The sequence below is a fragment of the Enterococcus sp. DIV0691 genome (assembly GCF_051711145.1).
In the GTDB taxonomy this organism is placed as follows: domain Bacteria; phylum Bacillota; class Bacilli; order Lactobacillales; family Enterococcaceae; genus Enterococcus_B; species Enterococcus_B hirae.
On the sequence record NZ_JBIOLY010000001.1, the window covers coordinates 1,224,653 to 1,248,037 of the forward strand.

Consider the following 23,385-nt stretch of genomic DNA (forward strand, 5'->3'; position numbering starts at 1 on the left):
GGAGATTACTATGGAAAATGAATGGACGGAACAACGATACATAACAAAGAATGTAATAGGTTCCAATGGAAATGGGCAACAGTCATATGGTGAGCTAGGACAAGATAATCATCTGGTTAATGAGTCCAGTCCGGAGGAGGAGCTAGTAAGTCACATAATCAACCAAGGTCCTCCAACTATTCAAGAATTAGAAGCGGCGTATACTCTTTTTTCTAATCTTGAACCAAAGGAGCAAAGGATAGGGCAAATAGAGGAACAAGGAATAAAAGATGTCAATATGTTTGATTCAGGAAATAAGCGAGTGCACCCTAGATCAGACGAAAACGTGGGATATCCAAAAAGGCTAAAAGGCGCAAATAACCATTTATTTAATGAGCTAGACACCATAAATGATTCACAATTCCCACCTCAAACGACAAGAGAATCGGTCAATAAGCCCAGTCCAGAAGAAGACCTAGTACGCTACGTGTTCGAACTGGGTCCTCTGACTCGTCAAGAATTAGAATTAGCCGATACTCTTTTTTCTAATCATGAAACAAAAGAGCAAAGGATAGCCGAGGAGAGGAAAGGACAAACAGAGGGACAAGAAATAGAAACTGGAAATATGTTTGATCTGGAAAATAATCGAATGAACTCTGTAGTGGGTCAAAATTCGGAATCTTCGATTGATGAAGAAAAACATCTCCAGAATCCGCATAGCGTACATAATGACAGGGACACAAGTGACTTTACACAAAAGAACATACAAGACAAGAGTACGAAAAATTCAGAAAGCACCCCAGTGAATCAGAATCAGGAAACGGTGCTTGACAAAGAAAGACATCCAAAAAGAGCTACTGCTCATTTATCTGAGGGTCTACATAGTATACAGCACTTAGAAAGTCAAACAACCAAACAAACCGATAAGCAGCCTATTCCTCAAACGGGGCATACTCTTTCTATTCTTCCACAAAATGTCACTAAGAATGATTATTTAAAATATATTCAACTATATCGATCCATTCAATCAGTTATCACAAGAGAGACATTTTGTAACCTATTGAAATTGTCAAATGATAAATTTCAAAAGTTGCTTAAAGATGAAGATGTTGTTCCCGATCAGTCAACAAATGGTGAATCAGAATATCTAGAGAATAATAGGAATACGTACTCGAAAGACTATAAATTAGAAATGGTCCTGTTGTATCTCAATTCTCAACATCCTTATGAATCTCTAGCGCAATTTTGTGGGGAGAAAGAAATATACCCTGCTCTCTTTAAATCATGGCTAAGAGATTATAAAAATGAGAAGTTAACTCGCAAAACAATATCGACTATCGAAGAGTTGATGGGTAGAGAACAAACTGGAGAAAATCTGGATTGTACTGATGAAGTGAAGGTAGCCTGTGTACTTTTAAGTAGAGTTTGCTCAATGAAGAAGAGAGAATTATGTAACAAATTGAATATCAGTGATGGGGGGTTAAGACATTGGGAATCTAAATACAACCGGACACATAGAAATGAGCAGAGGAAAAAAATAACAACTCTCCAAGAATTAGAAAATAGGGATCTAAATTTAGGGAAACTGAATTGTACTGAGGAAGTCAAAAGAAAATGTGTTCTTTTATTAAATAAAAAAAACAGGAATGAAATATGTGAAAAGTATCATTTGAACATTAAAACATTTTATGGTTGGTGCATTAAATATAAACAACTACTTAATGGTACAGAAAAAGATTCAAAAGAACGCCAAACTTTTTCAACGAATGTCGAAAATGCTAAAATTACAGCAAAAGAAAATAATGAGTCAATAGTACATCAACAAGATACGAGTCAACATTTATTTTTTGTCGGAAGGACGTAATCAAATTCTAGCAAGTTAAACATAAGTAAAAGCGTATAAACCTTGGTAATAAGTAAAACAAATAAAAAATTATTCGGAAAAAGACCAAGGATTTGATTTTGGTCGAACATTTTTTTCTAAAAAGAAGAAAAAGTAAACTATTTGTTAGAACATTCGATGTTAAAATAGATAAATAATAAATGAATAAAATAGGAACTGATTATGGAAAAGAAGTCAAGTTCCTTAGATTGCATTATATGAACGTTTGTAAGTCCCTGATAGTATTTTAGCGGCTGGAAAAAAGCTATGGTTAAGTTGTTATTAAACAGAATCTCACAAAAACGGTAAACTTGTTTTATAAATATTGAATATAACAAAGATTTAGCAGCAAAAATAATAAATGGAGCTCTATTGTCAACGGGAATGACTTAATTTTATTTTTTGGAAAAAATCTATATACAATGAATCAAGTCAGATACGTTAGAAAGAAAGGTCGGGAATGATGAGTAAAAGAGAAGAAGGGGTTTATGTTGACCCTCATACAAAAGATGTCAGGTGCCATTCTCAATGGGACGATATTAGAAAAATCATCAACAAGAATCAAATGAACTATTTCAATCATCTATCAAAACTCTTTGAAAAAAAGCCGTTAATTTATTTTGAAATTGAAAAAAAATGATGGATAAACAGGATATTAAAGGTATCTCTTTATTGGTTTTGTTAAAAAGGGAAGGAAAAGGTCTGGCATCCAGCGAATTATTTTATCCACCATTGAAAAATATTCGAGAGATTATGATAAAAGGATTGATGAAGGAATGTAGACAACAGGCATTCATTCAATTGAATGAAAAATACCAACAAAATGGGCATAGAATTGTTGAAATCACAGACCCATACTTTATATCATCTGACAATAAAGAAGAAAAACGTGATCTAGTGGGGATAAGAGAACATCTGAAGAAGGAGTTCGCAAAATATCCTAAAGAAGAACAAAGTGTAAAAATAGAGGAGAATCGAGATAATCGCTTTTAGCTCTTTGTCCAGCCGGATAAGGTTAGTTAATAAATATCAAAATTAGGCTTTTTACAACTAATGTTGGTAAAGAGAAATCTTAGAATAATTAGGACAGAAAGAAGAAAAATTCCTTTTTGTCCTTTTTATTAGCTATAGATTGTTAGGTCTAGTGTATTTAAGGTATCTTTGATAAGTTGAGTATAAGACAGCTTGAATCCTTTTATGACTTGGTCAGTCAAATTCATTCTAAATGGTTTCGAGGTGTCTTTTCTTATTTTTACCTTTTTTTCTGAAAAATAAAAAAGCAATTGGATCGACACATTTCGATATCAATTATTTGATTTTTTAGCGGAAGTAGTTATTTACTAACTTAATGTTAAATTACTCTAAAGGAGAGTGCCCCTATGAAAAATGAAACGATTAAAATTCCTCAAGAGGGCTGTCATGTAGGTGATGAGAATGAGGAAATAAAAGGTTCGAATGATTTAAACGAGGCAGTGGAAGTGTCAGACAATACAGTTCACACAAAAAGAAAACAAATGTTTGATGAGCAGGAATCAGTTAATCTTCAAGGATGGGACGAATTATATAATCCGCTGTTAAATGGCAATTATACGATAGAGCAAGCAGTGAAAGTGTTAGGTGATATATATGAACCAAAAAGAATACGAATATCTGATGAGGCGAAATCAAATGAACATCAAGAACAATCTGATCCTCATAATCGAAATATAAGTGACTTTACAGAAAAGGAAATACAAGATAAGCGTACGAAAAGTTCCAAAAACATCCCAGTGGCTCAGGCAATCAAACAAATTGATAAGCAGCCTATTTCTCAAACGGCGCACTCTCTTGAGCTTGCTCTACCAAAAAAAGTCAATAAAACATATCCTAAAGTGGATTACGTTCAACTATATCAATCCATTCAATCAGTTATCACAAGAGAGACATTTTGTGACATATTGGAATTATCAATTGATACATTTCAAAAGTTGCTTGAATATGAAGAGGTTGTCCCCGATCAGTCAGCCAATAGTGAATCAGAACATATAGATAAAAAAGAGAAGTTAACTCATAAAATAATATCGACTATCGAAGAGTTGAGGAGTAGGGAAAAAACTGAGGAGAATCTGAATTGTACTAATAAGGTTAAGGAAGCTTGTGTACTCTTATGGAGAAGTGAACGATTAACACAGAAAGAATTGTGTGACAAATTGAACATTTCTGATGGGAATTTAAGAAGATGGAATTATAGATACGATCAGGCGCTTGGAAATAAAAACACAATAACAACTCTCGAAGATTTAAAAAATAGGGAGCTAGGGCCAGGGAATTTGTCTTGTCCAGCTGAAGTTAAAGCAGCGTGCGTTCGTTTACTTAAGAATAAAGAAATGACTAAAAAGCAAATATGTGAATATTATCGTTTGGTTCCGAAAACGTTGCATAATTGGAATAAAAATTATGATCTATTACTAAAAGAAATAGAAAGAAAATCACACGGACTTCAAACTTTTTCAACGAGTGTTGGAAATGCTAAAATTACGGCTACAGAAAGTAATATAAGGATAGAACATAAACAAGATACGAGTCCAAATTTAATTTTTGGCGGAAGGACGTAATAAAATTCTAACAGGATAATCATTAGTAAAATCGAATAAACCTTAGAAAAAAATAAAACAAAAAATTATTCAGAAAAAGACCAAGAATTTGATTTTGATCGAACATTTTTTTCTAAAAAGAAAAAAAGTGAATTATTTGTTAGAACATTCGATGTTAAAATAGAGAAACAATAAATGTATTAAAAAGGAATTGATTATGGAAAATAAGTGAAATGCCTGAGAGTGGATGTATAGACGTTTGTACATAAGTGGTAGTGTTTCTGATAATTGAATAAAATGATCTGAGCAAGTGCTGTTGAACAGAATCTTACAAAAACAGTAAACTTATTTATTAACGGAACATACTAAAGATACAGCAGCCAAAATAATGAATGGAGATTTATTGCCAATAATAATGACTTGAATTTATTCGTTAGAAAAAGATTCAATAAAAATGAATCAAGTCAAATATAATAAAAAGAAAGGTCGGAAATGATGAGTCAAAGAGAAGATGGCACTCAGGTACCTCCTAATATAGACGATATCAATCGTCTTCCACAACGGAACGATATTATGAAAATTATCAAAAAGAATCAAATGAACTATTTCAACCATCTATCAGATCTCTTTTAAAAAAATCCGTTAGCGTATTTTGAAATTGAAAAGACCATTATGGATAAATACGAAATTAAAGGTATTTCTTTATTGCTTTTGTTAAAGCGAGAAGGAAAAGGGCTTGCTTTCAGCGAATTATTTTATCCGCCATTGAAAAATATTCGAGATTTTATGATAGCAAGATTAATGAAGGAATGTAGACAACAGGCGTTCATTCAATTGAATGAGAAATACCATCAAAATGGGCATAAAAATGCTGAAATTACTGGTCAATATATTAGTCAAACACTTTGTGATAAAGAAGAAAAACAAGATTTAATGGCAATAAGAGAACGTTTGCAGAAGGGTTTCGTAGCATCTCATACAGAAGAACAACGTGTAAAAACAGAAGAGAAATCGAGATAATTATAGCTCTTAGTTCTTTATCAAATCTAATAAGATTTCTAATAAACATCAAAATTAGTAACTTCAACTAGTTTTGATGTTTTTTGCTTCACATTAAAGTATGTTCTTTCATCATTTCTTGTAGTAACTAGGAAAAAGTAGCGTTTTCTCAATCATAGTTAGTTGGTATCTCTTTGTGGTAACAATAAGCTGAAATTCATGGGGAAAGTAAATGATCCACGACTTCATTTGCTGTTGAATAGTGCTATAAAAAATTCCGCATAATAACCTACAACACTCCATTATACTAAAAATTTTTCATATACAGTGTTGTAATATGAACATAATTTTCAAAAAAAAAAATAAAAGGGTCCTCCTTGTAATCGATTTCATGATAAGCTTTTTTTATAAAAAAGTTAATGAACTTATCTAGCTTAATTGGCAATAATTTTAGACTACGGTGATAGAATATGAAAATTAGAGAAAAAAGAGAAAATATCAAAACAATTTGTACACGCACTTATCTAGTTTGAATGATAAGATCTCGGTTACAACACAGAAAATTCAAATCAATCAGATGAGCGATGCTCTACAAACCACAAATAAAAAATGATATAAAAGTAAAAAGTATTGAGAGGGACGTTAGAGAGTTATGTAAAAAAAGAAATGGGGTAAAAAGATGAAGTTTACTCAAATACAAAAAATTCATGTAAATCCAAATGTTGGCAATGTGAATCGACATAATGACTATCGAACAATCCAACGTATATTTGAGAAAAGTGCATACAATTATTATGTTCATTTAACAGATTTATTTGAGAGAGAACCATTGAGGTATGCTGAAATTGAAAATATTATATATGAAAAATATAAAATCGAAGGTCCTTCTTTATTAGATGCGCTAAAAAGAGAAGGAAAAGGGTTCCAACGCAGTGAATTATTATGTGCAAATGAAGGTTTTAGAAAAAGTGTCATCAGTGCGTTGTTTATAGAATGCCAAAAAGAATCTAGAATGGAAATTATTGCCAATTATTATAAAAATGGGAATGATATTGTAGAAACGACATTCCCTGATTTTAGTCGTCTAATAGGCGAAAATAATCGCAGAGAAAAAGAAGCATTCGAACAAAGAGAAAAAAAAAGAATAGAAGTAAAGCGATTGAACGCGATACATAAAGGTTTATCTCATAATAAGAAAATAAATGTAATTGATACTCGGAGCATCTCTCAGTCTATACTTAATGTAGAACTAAATAGATAGCAATTATTAATATTTTGTAGGAGGTAGTCAACAGATGAATAAAGAAGATAATAAACTAACAAAATCTTTTTTACTTAGGCCAGACAAAGATCTTCAAACTTTTGCACATTCAAATAAGATTAGTACCAAAAGTATGAAACAAATATTAGAAGAAAAGCTAAAATTTCCATGGGAAAAATTAAACGATTATTTACCAGAGCTATTAGAAAAATCAAGCTATCATTGTATCGTTGAAAAAATTTTGAGTGAACATTCAGAGTTTGGTAAAGTTGTTCCTCTCAGTGAAGAGGCCAATAGGGAAATAAGCATTATTATGAATAAAATAGGAATTTCTGAACAATCTCAGTTCAGTGAAATTTTACCCAAAGCAATTTTAGAAAATCCAATAAGTTTGGAGAGTTTTTCTGAAAATTTAAAAAAATATGTTTCTTCGTCTGAATTTACGATGTATATTAATGCAGCAGAGATTCCAAGTACTATATCATCAGAAGAGATACTTAGCGATAATATAATAAATTTTGAACTAAACAAAACGATTCAAAAATACAATGAACTAGCTGTTAATGGAGGAAATATCATTACTAAACGAGATGTTAAAAGCACCTTACTTCATTATTTAAGTAGAAAGGATAATGAATCATATAGGCCTAAGGTCGATACAGAAGTACTTATTGAAGTTGTTGTCAAAGCATTGCCACATTGTCATTATATTAAAAATTCGTCTTTATCCTCTCAAAATTGGTTCTATAAGATTTTTTTAGAAAATGAAGGGAATTCTAAATTTGCTGAGCTACAGAAGGGGATGTTTAAATTAATTTCAAAAGATGAAACATACACTGCCACTAAAATAAATGAACAATATCGGATAAATCATAGTTTTGCTAATGAAGCGTCTATGAGCTCGTTAAACATACCTGAACATGAAGGACGTTAGTTTCATATGAAATCCCTTAGGAAAAGTAAAAATGTTAGATCTTTTCCTCTTATCTTAATAAATAAACCTACGTCACCGACAGAATTTATTTTCTCTATTTTGTTAGTGACGGTTCTTTGTATGAACGTGTGAATTTTTATAGACTATTACTTATTTTTCTTAGCTAGCGATATAAAATAGTTATTCAACTATAAATTAATTATGTAAACTAGAAAATCGAAACTATTTGGTTATGTACTTATTCTTATGATACACTGATTTTGACTATAGGAAATAGGAGAATGAAGTATGCAAGATTATCAATACCCGCTTGATTTAGACTGGACCACCGAGGAAATGGTCATTGTGATGAAGATGTGGGAGGATTTAGAGTTAGCGAATGAAAAGGGCATCGATAATGCTCGGTTTCTAAAATCATACCAACAATTCAAAACGGTTATTCCATCTATTGGAGAAGAAAAAAAATTAGGAAAAGAATTTGAAAAAGTATCAGGTTATTCATTGTATCGAACAGTTCAAGCAGCAAAAAAGAATCAGAAAAAAATCCTAAAAATGAATGGGTGAGAACATGAATAAACAAGAACTGATCCCTCAGATCAAAATCTGGCTTGAAGAAGCAGCTGAGAAAATTCGTGCGGTACAAATCAAGACGCTTAAAGTTGATCAAAAAACCAATCGAAAAGATCTGGTTACCAATATGGATCGTGAAGTCCAAGCTTTTTTGATTGAAAAGATTCAGGCGTATAATCCAGAAGCAAAGATTCTCGCAGAAGAAGAAGGTTACAGTGAGTTAGAAAGCTTTGAAGGGCAAGTATTTGTTATTGATCCAATTGATGGAACCATGAACTTCGTACTTGAACAAGAGAATTTTTGTATTATGTTAGGCGTTTATCAAGATGGTGTTGGACAACTTGGTTTTATTTATGACGTGATGAAAGAAGCGCTGTATTGGGGTGGAAAAGATTTAGGTGTTTATATGAATGACCATCCGTTAACTAAGCCAGAAGACCTTCGTTTAAAAGATGGACTTATTGGTTTGAACGGTTATCTTTTTAGTCATAATCGGTGGAATGTCCGAACAATTGGTGAACAAAGTATGGGTGTTCGTATTTATGGATGTGCAGGACTAGAAATGATTGCACTTTTAAAAGGGAAACATATTGGTTATATTGCAAATTTGAGCCCGTGGGACTATGGCGCAGGGAATGTTTTACTCGCTGAATTTGGAATGAAATATAGCGGTATCTCAGGAGAAAAGCTAAAATTTCGAGGAAGAGAATATTATATTGCGGCTACACCTCAAGCCTATGATGAAATTCGGGCACTTATTGCTGCGGCTGATTCGCTAAATAAGTAAAAAAAACCGCATAATTAAGAAAAATATGGCTAAAATATTAATTTTCTCGAAAAAATGAAAACATTTCACTATATTTCATGAAAAAAGTTTGCTATAATAAACAGTCGAGTAAAATTGCACTGTCATAAAGAACCGAGAAGGAGTTAGTTACATTGAACTATAGAAATGATATCCGTAACGTAGCGATCATCGCCCACGTTGACCACGGAAAAACCACATTGGTTGATGAATTATTGAAACAATCAGATACATTAGACGCACACACACAATTACAAGAACGTGCGATGGATTCAAATGCTTTAGAAAAAGAACGTGGAATCACGATTTTAGCAAAAAATACCGCAGTTGATTATAAAGGGATTCGTGTCAATATCATGGATACACCTGGGCATGCGGACTTTGGTGGCGAAGTTGAACGAATCATGAAAATGGTTGACGGCGTTGTCTTAGTAGTTGATGCTTATGAAGGAACGATGCCACAAACTCGTTTTGTTTTGAAAAAAGCGCTAGAACAACATATTACACCGATCGTAGTTGTGAATAAAATTGATAAACCTTCTGCACGACCTGAGTTTGTTGTTGATGAAGTATTAGAATTATTTATTGAACTAGGTGCAGATGATGATCAATTAGATTTCCCAGTTATCTATGCTTCAGCATTAAACGGAACATCTAGCTTGTCTGATGATCCAGCTGATCAAGAACCAACAATGGCACCGATCTTTGATACAATTGTTGAAAAAATCCCTGCGCCAGTAGACAATAGCGATGAACCATTACAATTCCAAGTATCATTGCTTGATTATAACGACTATGTTGGACGTATCGGGATTGGTCGTGTCTTCCGTGGAACGATCAAAGTAGGGGACCAAGTTGCCTTACTAAAATTAGACGGTTCAGTTAAAAAATTCCGTGTAACTAAATTATTTGGGTTCTTCGGCTTGAAACGTTTAGAAATTGACGAAGCAAAAGCTGGAGATCTAATTGCCGTATCAGGAATGGAAGATATTTTCGTTGGGGAAACAGTGACACCTGTGGACCACCAAGATGCTCTGCCAATTCTACACATTGACGAACCAACACTGCAAATGACTTTCTTAGTGAATAATTCACCATTTGCCGGCCGTGAAGGAAAATATGTCACTGCTCGTAAAATTGAAGAACGCTTGATGGCTGAGTTGCAAACGGATGTTTCATTGCGTGTTGAACCAACAAATTCTCCAGATGCTTGGACTGTTTCTGGTCGTGGAGAACTTCATTTGTCAATCTTGATCGAAAACATGCGTCGTGAAGGTTATGAACTACAAGTATCTCGTCCTGAAGTTATCGAAAAAGAAATTGATGGCGTGAAATGTGAACCTTTTGAACGTGTTCAAATCGACACACCTGAAGAATACATGGGTAGCGTAATCGAATCATTAAGCTTACGTAAAGGCGAAATGCAAGACATGGTCCATACTGGTAATGGTCAAATCCGTTTGACATTTTTAACACCAGCTCGTGGCTTGATCGGTTATTCAACTGAATTTCTTTCAATGACTCGTGGCTACGGAATCATGAACCACACATTTGATCAATACCTACCAATGTTACCAGGTCAAATCGGTGGACGACACCAAGGTGCGTTAGTATCGATTGATACTGGAAAAGCAACAACTTATTCCATCATGAGTATCGAAGAACGTGGAACTGTTTTTGTTGAACCAGGTACAGAAGTTTATGAAGGCATGATCATTGGTGAAAATAGTCGTGACAATGACTTGACTGTTAACATTACGAAAGCAAAACAAATGACTAACGTTCGTTCTGCTACCAAGGACCAAACATCTGTTATCAAAAAACCAAAACAATTGACGTTAGAAGAATCGTTAGAATTCTTGAATGACGATGAATATTGTGAAGTAACACCGGAAAGTATCCGTTTAAGAAAACAAATCTTAAACAAAAATGCACGTGAAAAAGCTTCTAAAAAGAAAAAATAATCATTTGTTCACCTTGTTGATACAGTGATGTTTAGCTTTGAGAAATAAACCGAAGAAGACCAAAAATAGGAGTAACTATTTTCGGGCATCTTCGGTTTATTTTTTGTTCAGATGACTGGTAAATCAGCATTAAAGTGGATGAAAAGAAAAATACTGTCGGCAAATTTTGCTTCTCAATTTTTTAGAACGTATTCAATTGTTTGAAATTAAAAGGAGAGAATTGTTTTTCCTTTTTCTAAAATTGTTATCTGTGGAGAAGTTAATAAAAATTAAAAGAAAAATTCAATAAGTACGCTAAAAGTTTATTAAAAGTCTTTTTAAAATCTTTGATTACCTCGTTTTTTGTTTCACGAAAAGTGAAAGTTTCACAAAAAAGCATGTTGTACTTGATTGCTTGGAGAAGTAAAATATAATTGACGTATTATAGTTATAGAGGGGCGATAGAAGGGTCAATAATAAAAGGTTGCTCTAGGCTTTTTATAAATAAAAAACAACTAAACCGTGGACGAGCGGCATTTTTTTGACATAAAGCTGAGTTTCGTAAAACATGGGGAGCTGTTTCGAGATTATCATCCTTAATGCTCCTGCGATTACTCGGCGCAGTTTTTACTTGGTGAGCGCTCAGGTCAAAGCGCCCTTTTCACAACCTCTTATTCACGGTGTTCAAGCATCAGCTTCTTGAAATAAGCCTGAATTTTTCAAAACATGAGAAGCTGTTTTAAAAAATTCTTTCTTATTGTCATCGGAGCTTCCCGATGCTTTCACAACCTCTTATTCACGGTGTTCAAGAAGCAACTCCTCAGCAATAAGCGATGATTTTCTAAAATATGAGAAGCTATTTTAAAAAATCCTCTCTTATTCGCTCGGAGCTGATCGCTTCTTTCACAACCTCTTAAATCAACTAAAAAGTAGGGATAAAATGAATGATATATTAAAACAATACTTTGGTTATGAAGTATTTCGCCCTGGACAAAAAGAAATTATCCAAAAGGTCCTTGATCATGAAGACGTCCTAGGGATCATGCCTACAGGAAGTGGGAAGTCCATTTGTTATCAATTGCCAGCATTGATGTTGGATGGCTTGACTGTAGTCATTTCTCCTTTGATCTCTCTGATGAAAGATCAAGTAGATGCTGCCAATCAGTTAGGCATTTCAGCGACATTTATCAATAGTTCATTGGATAGTTATGAGACTGCTTCTCGGTTTCGATTACTCGAACAGCAACAAATCCAATTATTATATGTTGCGCCAGAACGGTTTATCATGCCAGATTTTATCCAATCAATGAAACGTTGGCACGTGCAACTGATAGCGATTGATGAAGCGCATTGTATCTCACAATGGGGACATGATTTTCGTCCAAGCTATCTTCATATGGCAGAAACATTAAACACGTTTGATCAACGACCGGTCATTGTGGTATTGACTGCTACTGCAACAAAGCAAGTAGCAGAAGATATTAAAAGACTTTTAAAGGTACCAATGGATAATCATATTCAAACGGGTTTTGCACGAGAAAATCTACGTTTACAAGTAGTAAAAGATCAAAAAAAAGAGCAGTACTTAATTGAGTATCTACGTATCAATAAAAAGCAATCAGGGATCATTTATGCCGCTACCCGCAAAGAAGTTGATCGAATCTATCATTTGTTAAAGAAATTTGATTTCAGTGTTGGCAGATATCATGGTGGGATGAGTGAAAGCCAACGAACAGAAATCCAAGAAGACTTTTTATATGACCGTACAGAATTATTAGTTGCAACGAATGCTTTTGGCATGGGGATCAATAAGAGTAACATCCGCTTCGTCATTCACTATCAGATTCCTGGTTCTTTAGAAGCTTACTATCAGGAGGCGGGACGAGCAGGTCGTGATGGGCTCTTAAGTGAGGCTGTCTTGTTGTTTGCTCCCCAAGATATACAGGTCCAAAAATTTTTTATCCAACAATCCCAACGAGAAGAGTCACAAAAACAAAAAGAATACGAAAAATTAAAAGTAATGACGGAATACGTCTACATCGAATCCTGTCTGCAACAATATATTCTTACTTATTTTGGCGAAAAAAGTATCCCATGTGGAAGATGTGGTAACTGTTTAGATGAACGTGAACTAGTCGATGTAACGACTGAAACACAGATGGTGTTGTCTTGCTTGAAACGCATGGGTGAAAATTATGGGAAACAATTGTTGATGAAGGTATTAGCTGGTTCGAAAGAACAAAAAGTCAAGATGCTAGGTTTTCAAGCGTTATCAACTTACGGCTTATTAAAAAAATGGGCACAAAAAGATATTCTTCAGTTGATCGAGTATCTTATTTCTGGTGGTTATCTGTATTCAATGAACGGTGAATACCCCACGTTGAAAGTAACGGAACTAGGAATCGAAGTGTTAAAAGGGAAACAAAAAGTATTTAAAAAAGAAGCTGAAAAAGTCCAACAACTTTCTGATGAAGAAGCTGACACTTTATTTGAAACGCTAAGAGAGTTACGAACTGACTTAGCTTCTGAAGCAGGCGTGCCGCCTTATGTGGTTTTTTCAGATGCGACTTTAAAAGAAATGAGTCGACAACGTCCAAAAGATCGACTTTCTTTATTGCAGATAAAAGGGGTAGGACAAAGCAAGTTAGACAAATACGGGGACGCTTTTTTAGCACTGATACTTTCTAGTTAAGTAGTATATCGTTTGTAAAATTAGTACATCTATTGTTTTTGCTCATGATAGGCTAGCAAATAGTAAAAAAAGAAGAAAATCCCTGAGCGAAAACTGGGATTTTTCCCCGTTAGAATTTTAAGTATGTTATAATAAATAAACTTAGAATGGGGGTAGGCTTAGATGGATTCTCTATCAAATGAATTTGCAGTTCAAGTGCTTAAAGATGAATCAGAACGAATCAAACGCTTGATCAAAAATCAAAAAAATAGCCTGTGTATCTCACAATGTAAGGCATTTGAAGAAGTAGTAGATACGCAAATGTATGGCTTCTCACAACAAGTCGGATTTGCCGTTCGTGTGGGCATCATCGATAAAACAGAAGGACAATTGTTGCTGAGTGAGCTAGAGCGTGAACTGAACCGATTATATAGTGAGGTTTACCAAGAAAATTACGATAAAAAAGAAATTGGCAAGGAGGAGTAAACTTGCCTAAGAAAGTAAAAAAAAGGCATTTATTAAACTATAGTATTTTGATTCCTTACTTGATTCTATGTATTTTAGGTTTAATCATGGTCTATAGTTCATCATCTTATTTATTGCTAGAAAATGGAAGCAGTCCTTCCGCCTCTTTTTTTAACCAAAGTTTGTTTTGGGGCGTTAGCTTAGTAGCTATTGGACTTTTATATAAAATGAAAACATCCGTATTAAAAAATCAACGACTGATTATGGCAGCTATTGCTGTACTGACAATCTTGCTATTGATCGTTTTATTCTTCGGGAAAGAAATCAATGGAGCGAAAGGATGGCTTCAAATCGCTGGATTCTCTCTCCAGCCAGCTGAATACTTAAAGATCATTGTGATTTGGTACTTAGCATTAACGTTATCTAAAAGACAAAGAAGCGTTCAAAAAGATTTTGTTTCTACTGTTAAAAGACCGTTACTGTTAGTGTTGGCACTAACAGCGCTAGTTGCTATTTTACCCGATTTTGGTAATGCAACTGTCATTTTTTTAATTATCTTAGTCTTACTTTTGGCTAGTGGTATCAACTACGTTTATACGTTGATCGTTGGGGTCGGTGGGGTTGGCTTGAGTGCTTTAGCAATCTGGTTGATCAATATCACCCACGGGAAAATATTTCCCGGACGTTTACAATATATCTATAACCGATTTGCCATTTATCAAAATCCTTTTTCTGACGAGTTGAACAAAGGTCATCAATTAGCTAATGGTTATTATGCGATGTTCAATGGAGGGCTTTTTGGTCGAGGTCTTGGAAATAGTATCCAGAAAAAAGGTTTTTTAAATGAAGCGCAGACGGACTTTATTTATGCCATTGTGGTAGAAGAGTTAGGCGTGATCATGGGGATCTTGATTCTTGCTTTACTGTTTTTCATGATTGTTCGGATCTTTTTGGTGGGGATTCGCTCAAAAGATCCATTTAATTCTCTATTATGTATTGGGATTGGTGCCATGTTCATGATCCAAATATTTATCAATTTGGGAGGGATAACCGGCGTTATTCCGTTAACTGGGATCACTTTCCCATTTTTGAGTCAGGGAGGATCTAGTTTATTGATGTTATCCATTTGTGTTGGCTTCGTCTTGAATATCAGTGCAGATGAAAAACGAAAAAGTTTAGGTTTATACTAAAAAGATGTAGGAGTGGTTTGATGGAAAAAGTTTTAGTTGCTAACAGAGGAGAAATTGCTGTACGAGTGTTTCGAGCATGTACAGAATTAGGAATTAAAACTGTAGGTATCTACGCAAAAGAAGATGAGTATTCCGTGCACCGGTTTAAAGCAGATGAAGCATATCTAGTTGGCGAAGGGAAAAAACCGATTGACGCTTACTTAGATATTGAAGGGATTATTGCCATTGCGAAAGCCTGTGGAGCGGATGCGATCCATCCAGGCTATGGGTTGTTATCTGAAAATCTAAGTTTTGCAAAACGATGCAAGGAAGAAGGCATCACTTTTGTAGGACCAGACTTACATCATTTGGATATCTTTGGTGACAAGATCAAAGCAAAAGCAGCAGCTATCGCAGCTGGAATTGCTTCGATTCCTGGGACTGATGGACCGATTGAAAAGGTCGAAGATGCTTTGTCTTTTGCTGAAACGTACGGTTATCCGATCATGATTAAAGCCGCTCTAGGTGGTGGGGGACGAGGAATGCGTGTCGCCCATGATGAAAAAAGCGCTCGAGAAGGCTATGATCGTGCGAAAAGTGAAGCAAAAGCGGCTTTTGGCAGCGATGAAGTGTATGTTGAAAAATATATTGCAAATCCTAAACACATCGAAGTCCAAATTTTGGGCGATAAACATGGAAATGTGATCCATTTATTTGAAAGAGACTGCTCTGTACAACGACGTCACCAAAAGGTAGTAGAGGTAGCCCCTTGTGTCTCCATGTCCACTGAACAACGCGAACGCATCTGTCAAGCAGCCGTTCAATTAATGAAACACGTTGGTTATGTCAATGCTGGGACGGTTGAATTTTTAGTTGAAGGAAATGACTTTTATTTTATCGAAGTCAACCCTCGAGTCCAAGTGGAACATACGATTACAGAGATGATTACCGATGTGGACATCGTGACTACTCAATTATCGATTGCCCAAGGGAAAGATTTACACAGTGAAATTGGTCTGCCGCAACAAGCAGATATCAAACTAAATGGTTCTGCGATTCAATGTCGGATCACTACAGAAGACCCGTTGAATCATTTTCTTCCTGATACAGGGAAAATCGATACTTACCGTTCACCTGGTGGTTTCGGAGTGCGTTTAGATGTCGGTAATGCTTATGCAGGATATGTGGTTACCCCATACTTTGATTCACTTTTAGTCAAAGTTTGTACACATGCAGCAGATTTTGATACGGCAATCCAAAAAATGGAACGTTGCTTAAAAGAATTTCGGATTCGTGGAGTCAAAACCAATATTCCATTTATGTTGAATGTGATTTCCCATCCTGAATTTCAATCAGGAAACGCTAAAACGACATTTATCGATAATACAAAAGAATTGTTTGAGTTCCCTCGTTTACGCGACCGTGGAAATAAAACAATGAAATACATCGGTGAAATTACCGTGAATGGCTTCCCAGGAATCAAAAATGGTGAAAAACCATTTTATGAATCTCCTCGGGTACCGAAAGATTTGATTAAACGCCCAGATTATCTGACAGCAAAAAATGTTTTAGATTCTGATGGTTCGGATGCGTTAGTCCAATGGATCAAATCGCAAGAAAACTTGTTATTGACTGATACGACATTTAGAGATGCTCATCAAAGTTTATTAGCAACTCGTGTTCGTACGAAAGACTTTAAAGAAATTGCTCAATTGACCGGTGAAGGATTACCTGAACTATTCTCAAGTGAGATGTGGGGAGGAGCAACCTTTGACGTCGCTTATCGCTTTTTGAATGAAGATCCTTGGCAAAGATTAAGAAAGATCCGAGCATTGATGCCAAATACGCTGTTACAAATGTTGTTCAGAGGTTCAAATGCAGTCGGTTATTCCAATTATCCAGATAACGTCTTAGTAGAATTTGTGAAAGAAGCAGCGGCTCAAGGAATTGATGTGTTTCGAATCTTTGACAGTTTGAACTGGGTACCGCAAATGGAAAAAAGTATCCAAGCGGTTCGAGACACAGGTAAGATTGCAGAAGCTGCGATCTGCTATACCGGAGATATCAATGATCCTAGTCGTGCAAAATATAATGTCCAATATTACAAGGACATGGCGAAAGAACTAGAACAACTTGGGGCGCATATCATTGCGATCAAAGATATGGCTGGCTTGCTGAAACCACAAGCTGCTTATCGCTTGATTAGTGAATTAAAAGAGACTACTGATTTGCCAATCCACCTTCATACACATGATACGAGTGGAAATGGAATCATTACCTATTCTGCAGCTTCAAAGGCTGGGGTAGATATCGTCGATGTGGCGATGAGTGCGATGAGTGGGAATACAAGTCAACCAAGTATGAGCAGTTTGTATTATGCTTTAGTCAATGGTCCACGATTGCCAGAAATCAATATTCAAAATGCACAACAATTGAATCATTACTGGGAAGATGTCCGTATGTATTACAAACCATTTGAGAACGGTTTGAATGCACCAGAAACAGAAGTATATATGCATGAAATGCCTGGTGGACAATACTCTAATCTCCAACAACAAGCCAAAGCAGTTGGTTTAGGAAATAAATGGGATGACATCAAACAGATGTACCATACAGTGAACCTGATGTTTGGTGATATCGTGAAAGTTACCCCTTCATCAAAAGTTGTAGGAGACATGGCTTTGTTCATGGTTCAAAATGATTTAACGGAGGAAGATATCTATGAAAAAGGTGAAACATTGAGTTTCCCAGAGTCTGTGATTACTTTCTTCCAAGGAGAGCTAGGACAACCGGTTGGAGGATTCCCGGAAAAATTACAAAAGATCATCCTTAAAGGACGAGAAGCGATTACTGAACGTCCTGGAGCTTTAGCTAAACCAGTTGATTTCCAACAAGTCAAAGCAGAATTAGCTGAAAAAATCGGCTATGAACCTAAACAAGAAGAAGTGCTGAGCTATTTGATGTATCCGCAAGTCTTTCTAGATTATCAAGCAGCCTATAATCAATTTGGTGATGTGACATTACTTGATACACCAACATTCTTCCAAGGGATTCGCTTAGGAGAAACGGTGAATGTTCAAATTGAAAAAGGCAAGATTTTGATTATTCGCTTGGATGAAATCGGCGAACCAGATATTGAAGGAAATCGTGTCTTATTCTTTAACTTGAATGGCCAACGTCGTGAAATCACAGTGAACGACCATTCGATCATCAGTACTGTACAAACACGTGTGAAAGCTGAACCAACAAATCGTGAACATATCGGTGCAACGATGTCTGGTTCTGTATTAGATGTATTAGTCAAAAAAGGAGATCATGTCAAAAAAGGCGATACATTGATGATCACGGAAGCAATGAAAATGGAAACGGCAATTGAAGCTCGTTTTGATGGTGAAATTGCGCATGTCTATGTAACAGATGGCGATGCGATCGCTTCTGGTGACTTATTGATTGAAGTAACTGAAAAATAAAGGTGGGAAAAAGATGAAACGGCTAGGGTTATTTGGTGCGATATTGTTATCAGTGATCATTGCATTTTACATGCAGCCGGTGTTGTTTCCTCCTAAACTTGAAGTAAAAAAAAGCTCAGAGCAAATCACTCAAAATCAAATGACTACGTGGAAATACCAGAAGTTGGAAACATCTGGCTTTTCCACGTATGTTGGTCAATCAGTTGATGAATTAGAGCAACGTTTTGGTGATCCCTATGAACGCTTGACGAGTGGGTTTGGTTTTGAAACAAGATATTACCATGATCAAATCAATCACTTATCCTTTGAAGCGAATATCACAAAAGATAAAGTTTCCACGATTAAAGTATTAAATACGGACAACTCAACGATTGCTCCTTTTTACTTAGGGATGACAATGCAAGATCTAACTGAGATTACCACGATTTATACGAATTTTAATTTTCAATACAATGGAACAGATGTCGGGATCGAATTGATGGAAGAAGATATGAATTATCGACCGTTGATTGCGTTTGATAATGATACGTTTGCTATTTTATTCTTCGACCAAAGTAGTAATGGACTGTTTTCGATCGTTTATTTGGATAAAGCTAGTTTGTTGAAACTTCATCCCTATCAAGTATTTGGTTCAGACTTACCGCAATATAAAATAGACGATCAAGTAGATTGGGCTGAAATCAATCAAGCAAAAGAAGGTCATAGTGTTCGATTGTTGAATCAGTTAAGGCAATTGGATCGCTTACCACTTTATAAGCAGACGACCGGTTTTTCTACTCAAACGAAACTGCTTTTAAGTGATTACCTTAATAGACCAGAAGATATTTTGACGAAAGAACGATTAGCAGAATGGCAACAAATAGCGGGTAGTACAAACGCAACTGCTAAGTTTTCATTGACTACTGATGAAATTGATTCGTTAGTCGCAAAAAGAAAGCTTCCCCAATCGACCGGTGTCTTTACCCATCCAGTGATTGATCCAACGTTTACATTTTTATTTTTGTATAGTGATCCGTATTATCACGACCGCTTTTTAGTTAACACTTCCGATCTATTAGGAATTGCTTTTTCAAAAGAAAATATGTTAGTCTTAATGCAAGAAGAAGTTAAGGAGAGTACCGATAGCAGTGATAATCAATGAGGAATTATTTGCCTTAGAAGATCAATGTCAGAGCTTATCCGATTGTATCAAAAAAAGCGAGACGATGAAAAAATATTTAAAAGCTAAAAAAGTGATGGAACAATCAGCGGATGTCAATTTATTGATTAATGATTTCTCAATAAAAAAAGAACAGTTTGAAAAAGTTGTTCCTTATCAAAAATATGCACCAGAGTTTCGAGAGAAGCAAAGAGCTGTTCGGTTAGCCAAACGCCAACTTGATTTGCATGAAAAAGTAGCGGATTTTCGTTGTATGGAAACACAATTGCAAGATCTATTGGATAAAATTAGCCAACAGTTAGCAGAAACGGTATCGTTGACGATTAAAATTGATGCGGGAAATCCTTTTTTTGAACAAAAAGGGCGTAGTGGATGTGGAGGTAACTGTCATGAATGATGAAAAAAATGAATTTCAACTAACGAAACGACGTGGGTTGATTGTCTGGGTATACAGTTTGAAACAATTAAAAAATTTGAAGAAATTTGGATTGCTTCATTACGTTTCACGTAAAATGAAATATGTCGTATTGTATTTGAATGAAGACACATTTGAGCAAACTGCAGAACGAATCAACAAACTTCATTTTGTTCGCAAAGTTGAACGCTCTTATCGTCCAGACGTCGAAATGAACTTTGCTGATAAGATTGGTACGAAGCAACCAGTCAAAGAAGAAGGTTTTGAGATTGAGGAGATCAACACTAAAATCCGTTTAGCAGACCACGTCTTTTAAACCTGTTTTGTGTAAATCATTCATCTCTTAAATAAAAAAGATAAAAATAACTTGAGAAAGCATGAAATTAATGGCGATCCAAGTTTTTTTATCTTTTTTTTTGGTATACTAGTAACAGCACGATTTTTAAAAGGAGTGAGTCAATGCGAGTCATATCAGGAACATATGGTGGACGACGCTTAAAGAGTTTAGCAGGGGCTAATACACGTCCCACCACAGATAAAGTGAAAGAATCGATCTTCAATATGATCGGTCCTTACTTCGACGGAGAAACAGTCTTAGACCTATTTTCTGGTAGTGGCGGGTTAGCTATCGAAGCAGTTTCTCGTGGCTGTGGGCATGCCTTTTGTGTAGACAAAAATTACCAAGCGCTAAAAATAATCCAAGAAAACATTAAAGTAACGAAAGAGCCAGAAAAATTCACCACGTTAAAACTTGATGCGGACAAAGCCATCGAAAAGCTGGCAAATGATCAGCAAAAATTTGATTATTTATTTCTTGACCCACCATATGCCAAACAAAAAATTCTTGACCAAATAATCAAAATGACGGAGCTGGACCTTTTTAATGATTCGGCAGTTATTGTATGTGAAACTGATAAAACAGTGGAATTACCAGAAAAGATTGCTGATTTTACGCAAATCAGAAAACAAACGTATGGTATTTCAACTGTGACTATCTACAGAAAAGAGGAAGACCTATGAAAAAAGCCTTGTTTCCAGGCAGCTTTGATCCGTTCACGAATGGGCATTTAGATATGGTCGAACGAGCAGCAAAAATGTTTGATGAGGTCATCATTGGGGTATTTGTGAATACGTCAAAAAAACATCTATTTACCGTTGATGAAAAAGTTACATTGATTACTCAAGCTGTTCGTCATCTTCCGAATGTTAAAGTGTACCACCAAGAAAATCAATTAACAGTCGAGATTGCGAATGAATTAGCTGTTCAAACCATCATTCGTGGTATCCGTAGTGTAAAGGATTTTGAATATGAACGGGATATTGCTCAAATGAATCATCATTTAAATCAAGAAATCGAGACGGTCTTTTTATTGGCTAAACAAGAATATAGTCACGTTAGTTCTAGTTTATTAAAAGAAGTCTTACACTTTGGGGGAGATGTCAGTGACTATCTTCCACCAGTAATCAACGAAGCGTTAGCTGGAAAGCGTGAAAATGATGGACTTTAAAAGATGGTTAAAGACGATTCTTGTCATTTTTTTAGGGATATTTATTATTGGGTTCGTGGTAATTCCACTTCCTTTTTATGTGGAAGCACCAGGAGCAACCATCAATTTGAAAGAGCTGATTACCGTCAATGGGAAAAAGGACAAAGATTCAGGTTCCTTTTCATTAACTTCAGTGGGCATCCGTCGAGCAACTGGTTTTACAGCAGTCAAAGCCAAGCTAGCACCGTTTGAAGATTTGATTAGCGCTGAGGAGTTGACTGGCGGGGCGACTAGCGAAGAATACAATCAAATCCAACAATATTATATGGAGTCTTCCCAAAATGCAGCGATTGAGCAAGCACTAAAATTGGCAGGGCGCTCTTACCAGATGGAATTTAAAGGTGTCTATGTCATGAGTGTCGAGAAGAATTCCAATTTCTATGGAAAATTAGCAGTTGGTGATACAGTCACAAAAGTTGATGGACAAACCTTTAAAAGTGCAGAAGCATTTATGAAGTATGTCAAAAGTAAAAAAGTCGGCGATACGGTCACGATCACCTATCTCCGAGATGGCAAAGAAAACGAAACTTCAGGTAAATTGATCGAACTGCCAACGGATAATAAAGCAGGGATTGGGATTACTTTAACCGATCATACGAGTATCAAGTCGGATACAGATGTAATGATTAATTCAGGATCAATCGGAGGGCCGTCTGCTGGTTTGATGTTTACCCTGGAAATCTATGAACAATTGACCGGTAAAAATCTTCGTCAAGGGAAAGAAATTGCTGGTACTGGAACGATCAATAGCGACGGTGAAGTTGGGCGAATTGGTGGTATTGATAAAAAAGTGGCTAGTGCAGACAAAGCTGGCGTTGAAATATTCTTTGCACCGGATGATCCAATCTCAGATGAAATCAAGAAGAAACATCCAGAAATCAAAACCAATTACGAAGAAGCCAAAGCTGCTGCGAAAGAATTGAACTCTTCAATGAAAATTGTACCAGTGAAAACCGTACAAGATGCCCTTGATTATTTAGAAAAGATGAACTAAAGATTCATTATAAATCGTTTTGTTTCAACAACATTTTTTTATCGTTGTTCATGAAACGGTTTTTGAACGAATAAATAGACAGACAAAATTTCCTTTAAGATTGATGTTTTCAATGACTCAGCCTTAACGGAAAGCTTGTCTGTCTCTTTTTTATAGAGAAACTAAAATGAATAGAAACTAGCCATGAAGGGATCTATGTGTATGAGGTAAGCTTTTTTATTCGTTTGATCAGTAAAATAAAAGTTATTTTTAACTGCGTCAGTTGATAAAGAGTTTAAACTTATTATGGAAAAATTTTCGGTAAAATGAAAAAATAGGAAATAAAGTGAAGATGTATGATATAATCGAAGGACAGAAAAATGAATACAGTAAGATGATCAGATCGTTCTAAGTCAGTGTTTTTTTACTGATTCCCTAGTAAAAACTACGTTGGCACACAGCTTTTAATTTTTACATTTATCCGATTCATTGGGTATTCTGAAAATAGAGGAAAGAGCTGGAGAATTTTATTCTTGAAATCTATTTAAAACCAACTACCACTTTTATTTT

The 23,385-nt window shown here is 35.4% G+C and carries 21 protein-coding genes; all 21 read left to right on the plus strand.

Features of this window, described 5'->3' with window-relative positions; all coding sequences use genetic code 11:
• Window positions 1–10: 10 nt before the first annotated feature.
• On the plus strand, window positions 11–1,843 hold the full coding sequence (locus IGJ11_RS05510; protein WP_207414335.1) for a hypothetical protein: 1,833 nt from the start codon (window positions 11–13) through the stop codon (window positions 1,841–1,843).
• Window positions 1,844–2,324: 481 nt separating this feature from the next.
• A complete protein-coding gene (locus IGJ11_RS05515) occupies window positions 2,325–2,501 on the plus strand; it encodes a hypothetical protein (RefSeq protein ID WP_158000817.1) in 177 nt (58 codons plus the stop codon).
• Window positions 2,498–2,854 carry a hypothetical protein gene (locus IGJ11_RS05520; RefSeq protein WP_251849607.1) on the plus strand — a complete coding sequence of 119 codons (357 nt, stop codon included), beginning with the start codon at window positions 2,498–2,500 and terminating at the stop codon, window positions 2,852–2,854. Before IGJ11_RS05515 ends, IGJ11_RS05520 begins: the two co-directional genes overlap by 4 nt.
• A gap of 386 nt (window positions 2,855–3,240) precedes the next feature.
• Window positions 3,241–4,455 carry a hypothetical protein gene (locus IGJ11_RS05525; RefSeq protein WP_178286353.1) on the plus strand — a complete coding sequence of 405 codons (1,215 nt, stop codon included), beginning with the start codon at window positions 3,241–3,243 and terminating at the stop codon, window positions 4,453–4,455.
• Between the two features lie 474 nt (window positions 4,456–4,929).
• Window positions 4,930–5,067 (plus strand): hypothetical protein, encoded by a 138-nt coding sequence (locus IGJ11_RS05530; protein ID WP_438772419.1) that lies wholly within the window; start codon window positions 4,930–4,932, stop codon window positions 5,065–5,067.
• 39 nt (window positions 5,068–5,106) lie between these two features.
• The gene (locus IGJ11_RS05535; RefSeq protein WP_207432360.1) at window positions 5,107–5,454 is read left to right on the plus strand and encodes a hypothetical protein; all 348 of its coding nucleotides are present in this window, start codon (window positions 5,107–5,109) and stop codon (window positions 5,452–5,454) included.
• A 658-nt stretch (window positions 5,455–6,112) separates the two neighbouring features.
• Window positions 6,113–6,694 carry a hypothetical protein gene (locus IGJ11_RS05540; RefSeq protein WP_081129095.1) on the plus strand — a complete coding sequence of 194 codons (582 nt, stop codon included), beginning with the start codon at window positions 6,113–6,115 and terminating at the stop codon, window positions 6,692–6,694.
• A gap of 34 nt (window positions 6,695–6,728) precedes the next feature.
• Window positions 6,729–7,628 carry a hypothetical protein gene (locus IGJ11_RS05545; RefSeq protein WP_207432358.1) on the plus strand — a complete coding sequence of 300 codons (900 nt, stop codon included), beginning with the start codon at window positions 6,729–6,731 and terminating at the stop codon, window positions 7,626–7,628.
• 288 nt (window positions 7,629–7,916) lie between these two features.
• Complete coding sequence (locus IGJ11_RS05550; RefSeq protein WP_010719359.1) at window positions 7,917–8,192, plus strand: UPF0223 family protein; 276 nt, start codon at window positions 7,917–7,919, stop codon at window positions 8,190–8,192.
• 4 nt (window positions 8,193–8,196) lie between these two features.
• Complete coding sequence (locus IGJ11_RS05555; protein ID WP_232011830.1) at window positions 8,197–8,985, plus strand: inositol monophosphatase family protein; 789 nt, start codon at window positions 8,197–8,199, stop codon at window positions 8,983–8,985.
• A 152-nt stretch (window positions 8,986–9,137) separates the two neighbouring features.
• The gene (typA, locus tag IGJ11_RS05560) at window positions 9,138–10,967 is read left to right on the plus strand and encodes a translational GTPase TypA (protein WP_088775598.1); all 1,830 of its coding nucleotides are present in this window, start codon (window positions 9,138–9,140) and stop codon (window positions 10,965–10,967) included.
• Window positions 10,968–11,886: 919 nt separating this feature from the next.
• On the plus strand, window positions 11,887–13,638 hold the full coding sequence (recQ, locus tag IGJ11_RS05565) for a DNA helicase RecQ (protein WP_438772424.1): 1,752 nt from the start codon (window positions 11,887–11,889) through the stop codon (window positions 13,636–13,638).
• A 162-nt stretch (window positions 13,639–13,800) separates the two neighbouring features.
• Window positions 13,801–14,103, plus strand: coding sequence for a DUF1507 family protein (locus IGJ11_RS05570; RefSeq protein WP_010719354.1), 303 nt, complete (start codon window positions 13,801–13,803; stop codon window positions 14,101–14,103).
• 2 nt (window positions 14,104–14,105) lie between these two features.
• On the plus strand, window positions 14,106–15,272 hold the full coding sequence (locus tag IGJ11_RS05575; RefSeq protein ID WP_010719353.1) for an FtsW/RodA/SpoVE family cell cycle protein: 1,167 nt from the start codon (window positions 14,106–14,108) through the stop codon (window positions 15,270–15,272).
• Window positions 15,273–15,292: 20 nt separating this feature from the next.
• Window positions 15,293–18,721: a pyruvate carboxylase gene (locus IGJ11_RS05580; RefSeq protein WP_207432347.1), complete on the plus strand. Its 3,429-nt coding sequence runs from the start codon at window positions 15,293–15,295 to the stop codon at window positions 18,719–18,721.
• 13 nt (window positions 18,722–18,734) lie between these two features.
• Window positions 18,735–19,862: a CAP-associated domain-containing protein gene (locus IGJ11_RS05585; protein ID WP_081129089.1), complete on the plus strand. Its 1,128-nt coding sequence runs from the start codon at window positions 18,735–18,737 to the stop codon at window positions 19,860–19,862.
• Window positions 19,849–20,277 carry a YlbF family regulator gene (locus IGJ11_RS05590; RefSeq protein ID WP_010737456.1) on the plus strand — a complete coding sequence of 143 codons (429 nt, stop codon included), beginning with the start codon at window positions 19,849–19,851 and terminating at the stop codon, window positions 20,275–20,277. Before IGJ11_RS05585 ends, IGJ11_RS05590 begins: the two co-directional genes overlap by 14 nt.
• Window positions 20,270–20,611, plus strand: a complete 342-nt coding sequence (locus IGJ11_RS05595; protein ID WP_010719349.1) for a YlbG family protein — start codon at window positions 20,270–20,272, stop codon at window positions 20,609–20,611. The genes IGJ11_RS05590 and IGJ11_RS05595 overlap by 8 nt, the downstream gene beginning before the upstream one ends.
• Before the next feature lie 122 nt (window positions 20,612–20,733).
• A complete protein-coding gene (gene rsmD / locus IGJ11_RS05600) occupies window positions 20,734–21,315 on the plus strand; it encodes a 16S rRNA (guanine(966)-N(2))-methyltransferase RsmD (RefSeq protein WP_223603477.1) in 582 nt (193 codons plus the stop codon).
• Window positions 21,312–21,803 carry a pantetheine-phosphate adenylyltransferase gene (gene coaD, locus IGJ11_RS05605; protein WP_010719347.1) on the plus strand — a complete coding sequence of 164 codons (492 nt, stop codon included), beginning with the start codon at window positions 21,312–21,314 and terminating at the stop codon, window positions 21,801–21,803. Before rsmD ends, coaD begins: the two co-directional genes overlap by 4 nt.
• Entirely contained in the window at window positions 21,793–22,836 is a 1,044-nt protein-coding gene (locus IGJ11_RS05610) for a SepM family pheromone-processing serine protease (protein WP_025480486.1), read from the plus strand. Before coaD ends, IGJ11_RS05610 begins: the two co-directional genes overlap by 11 nt.
• Window positions 22,837–23,385 lie beyond the last annotated feature (549 nt).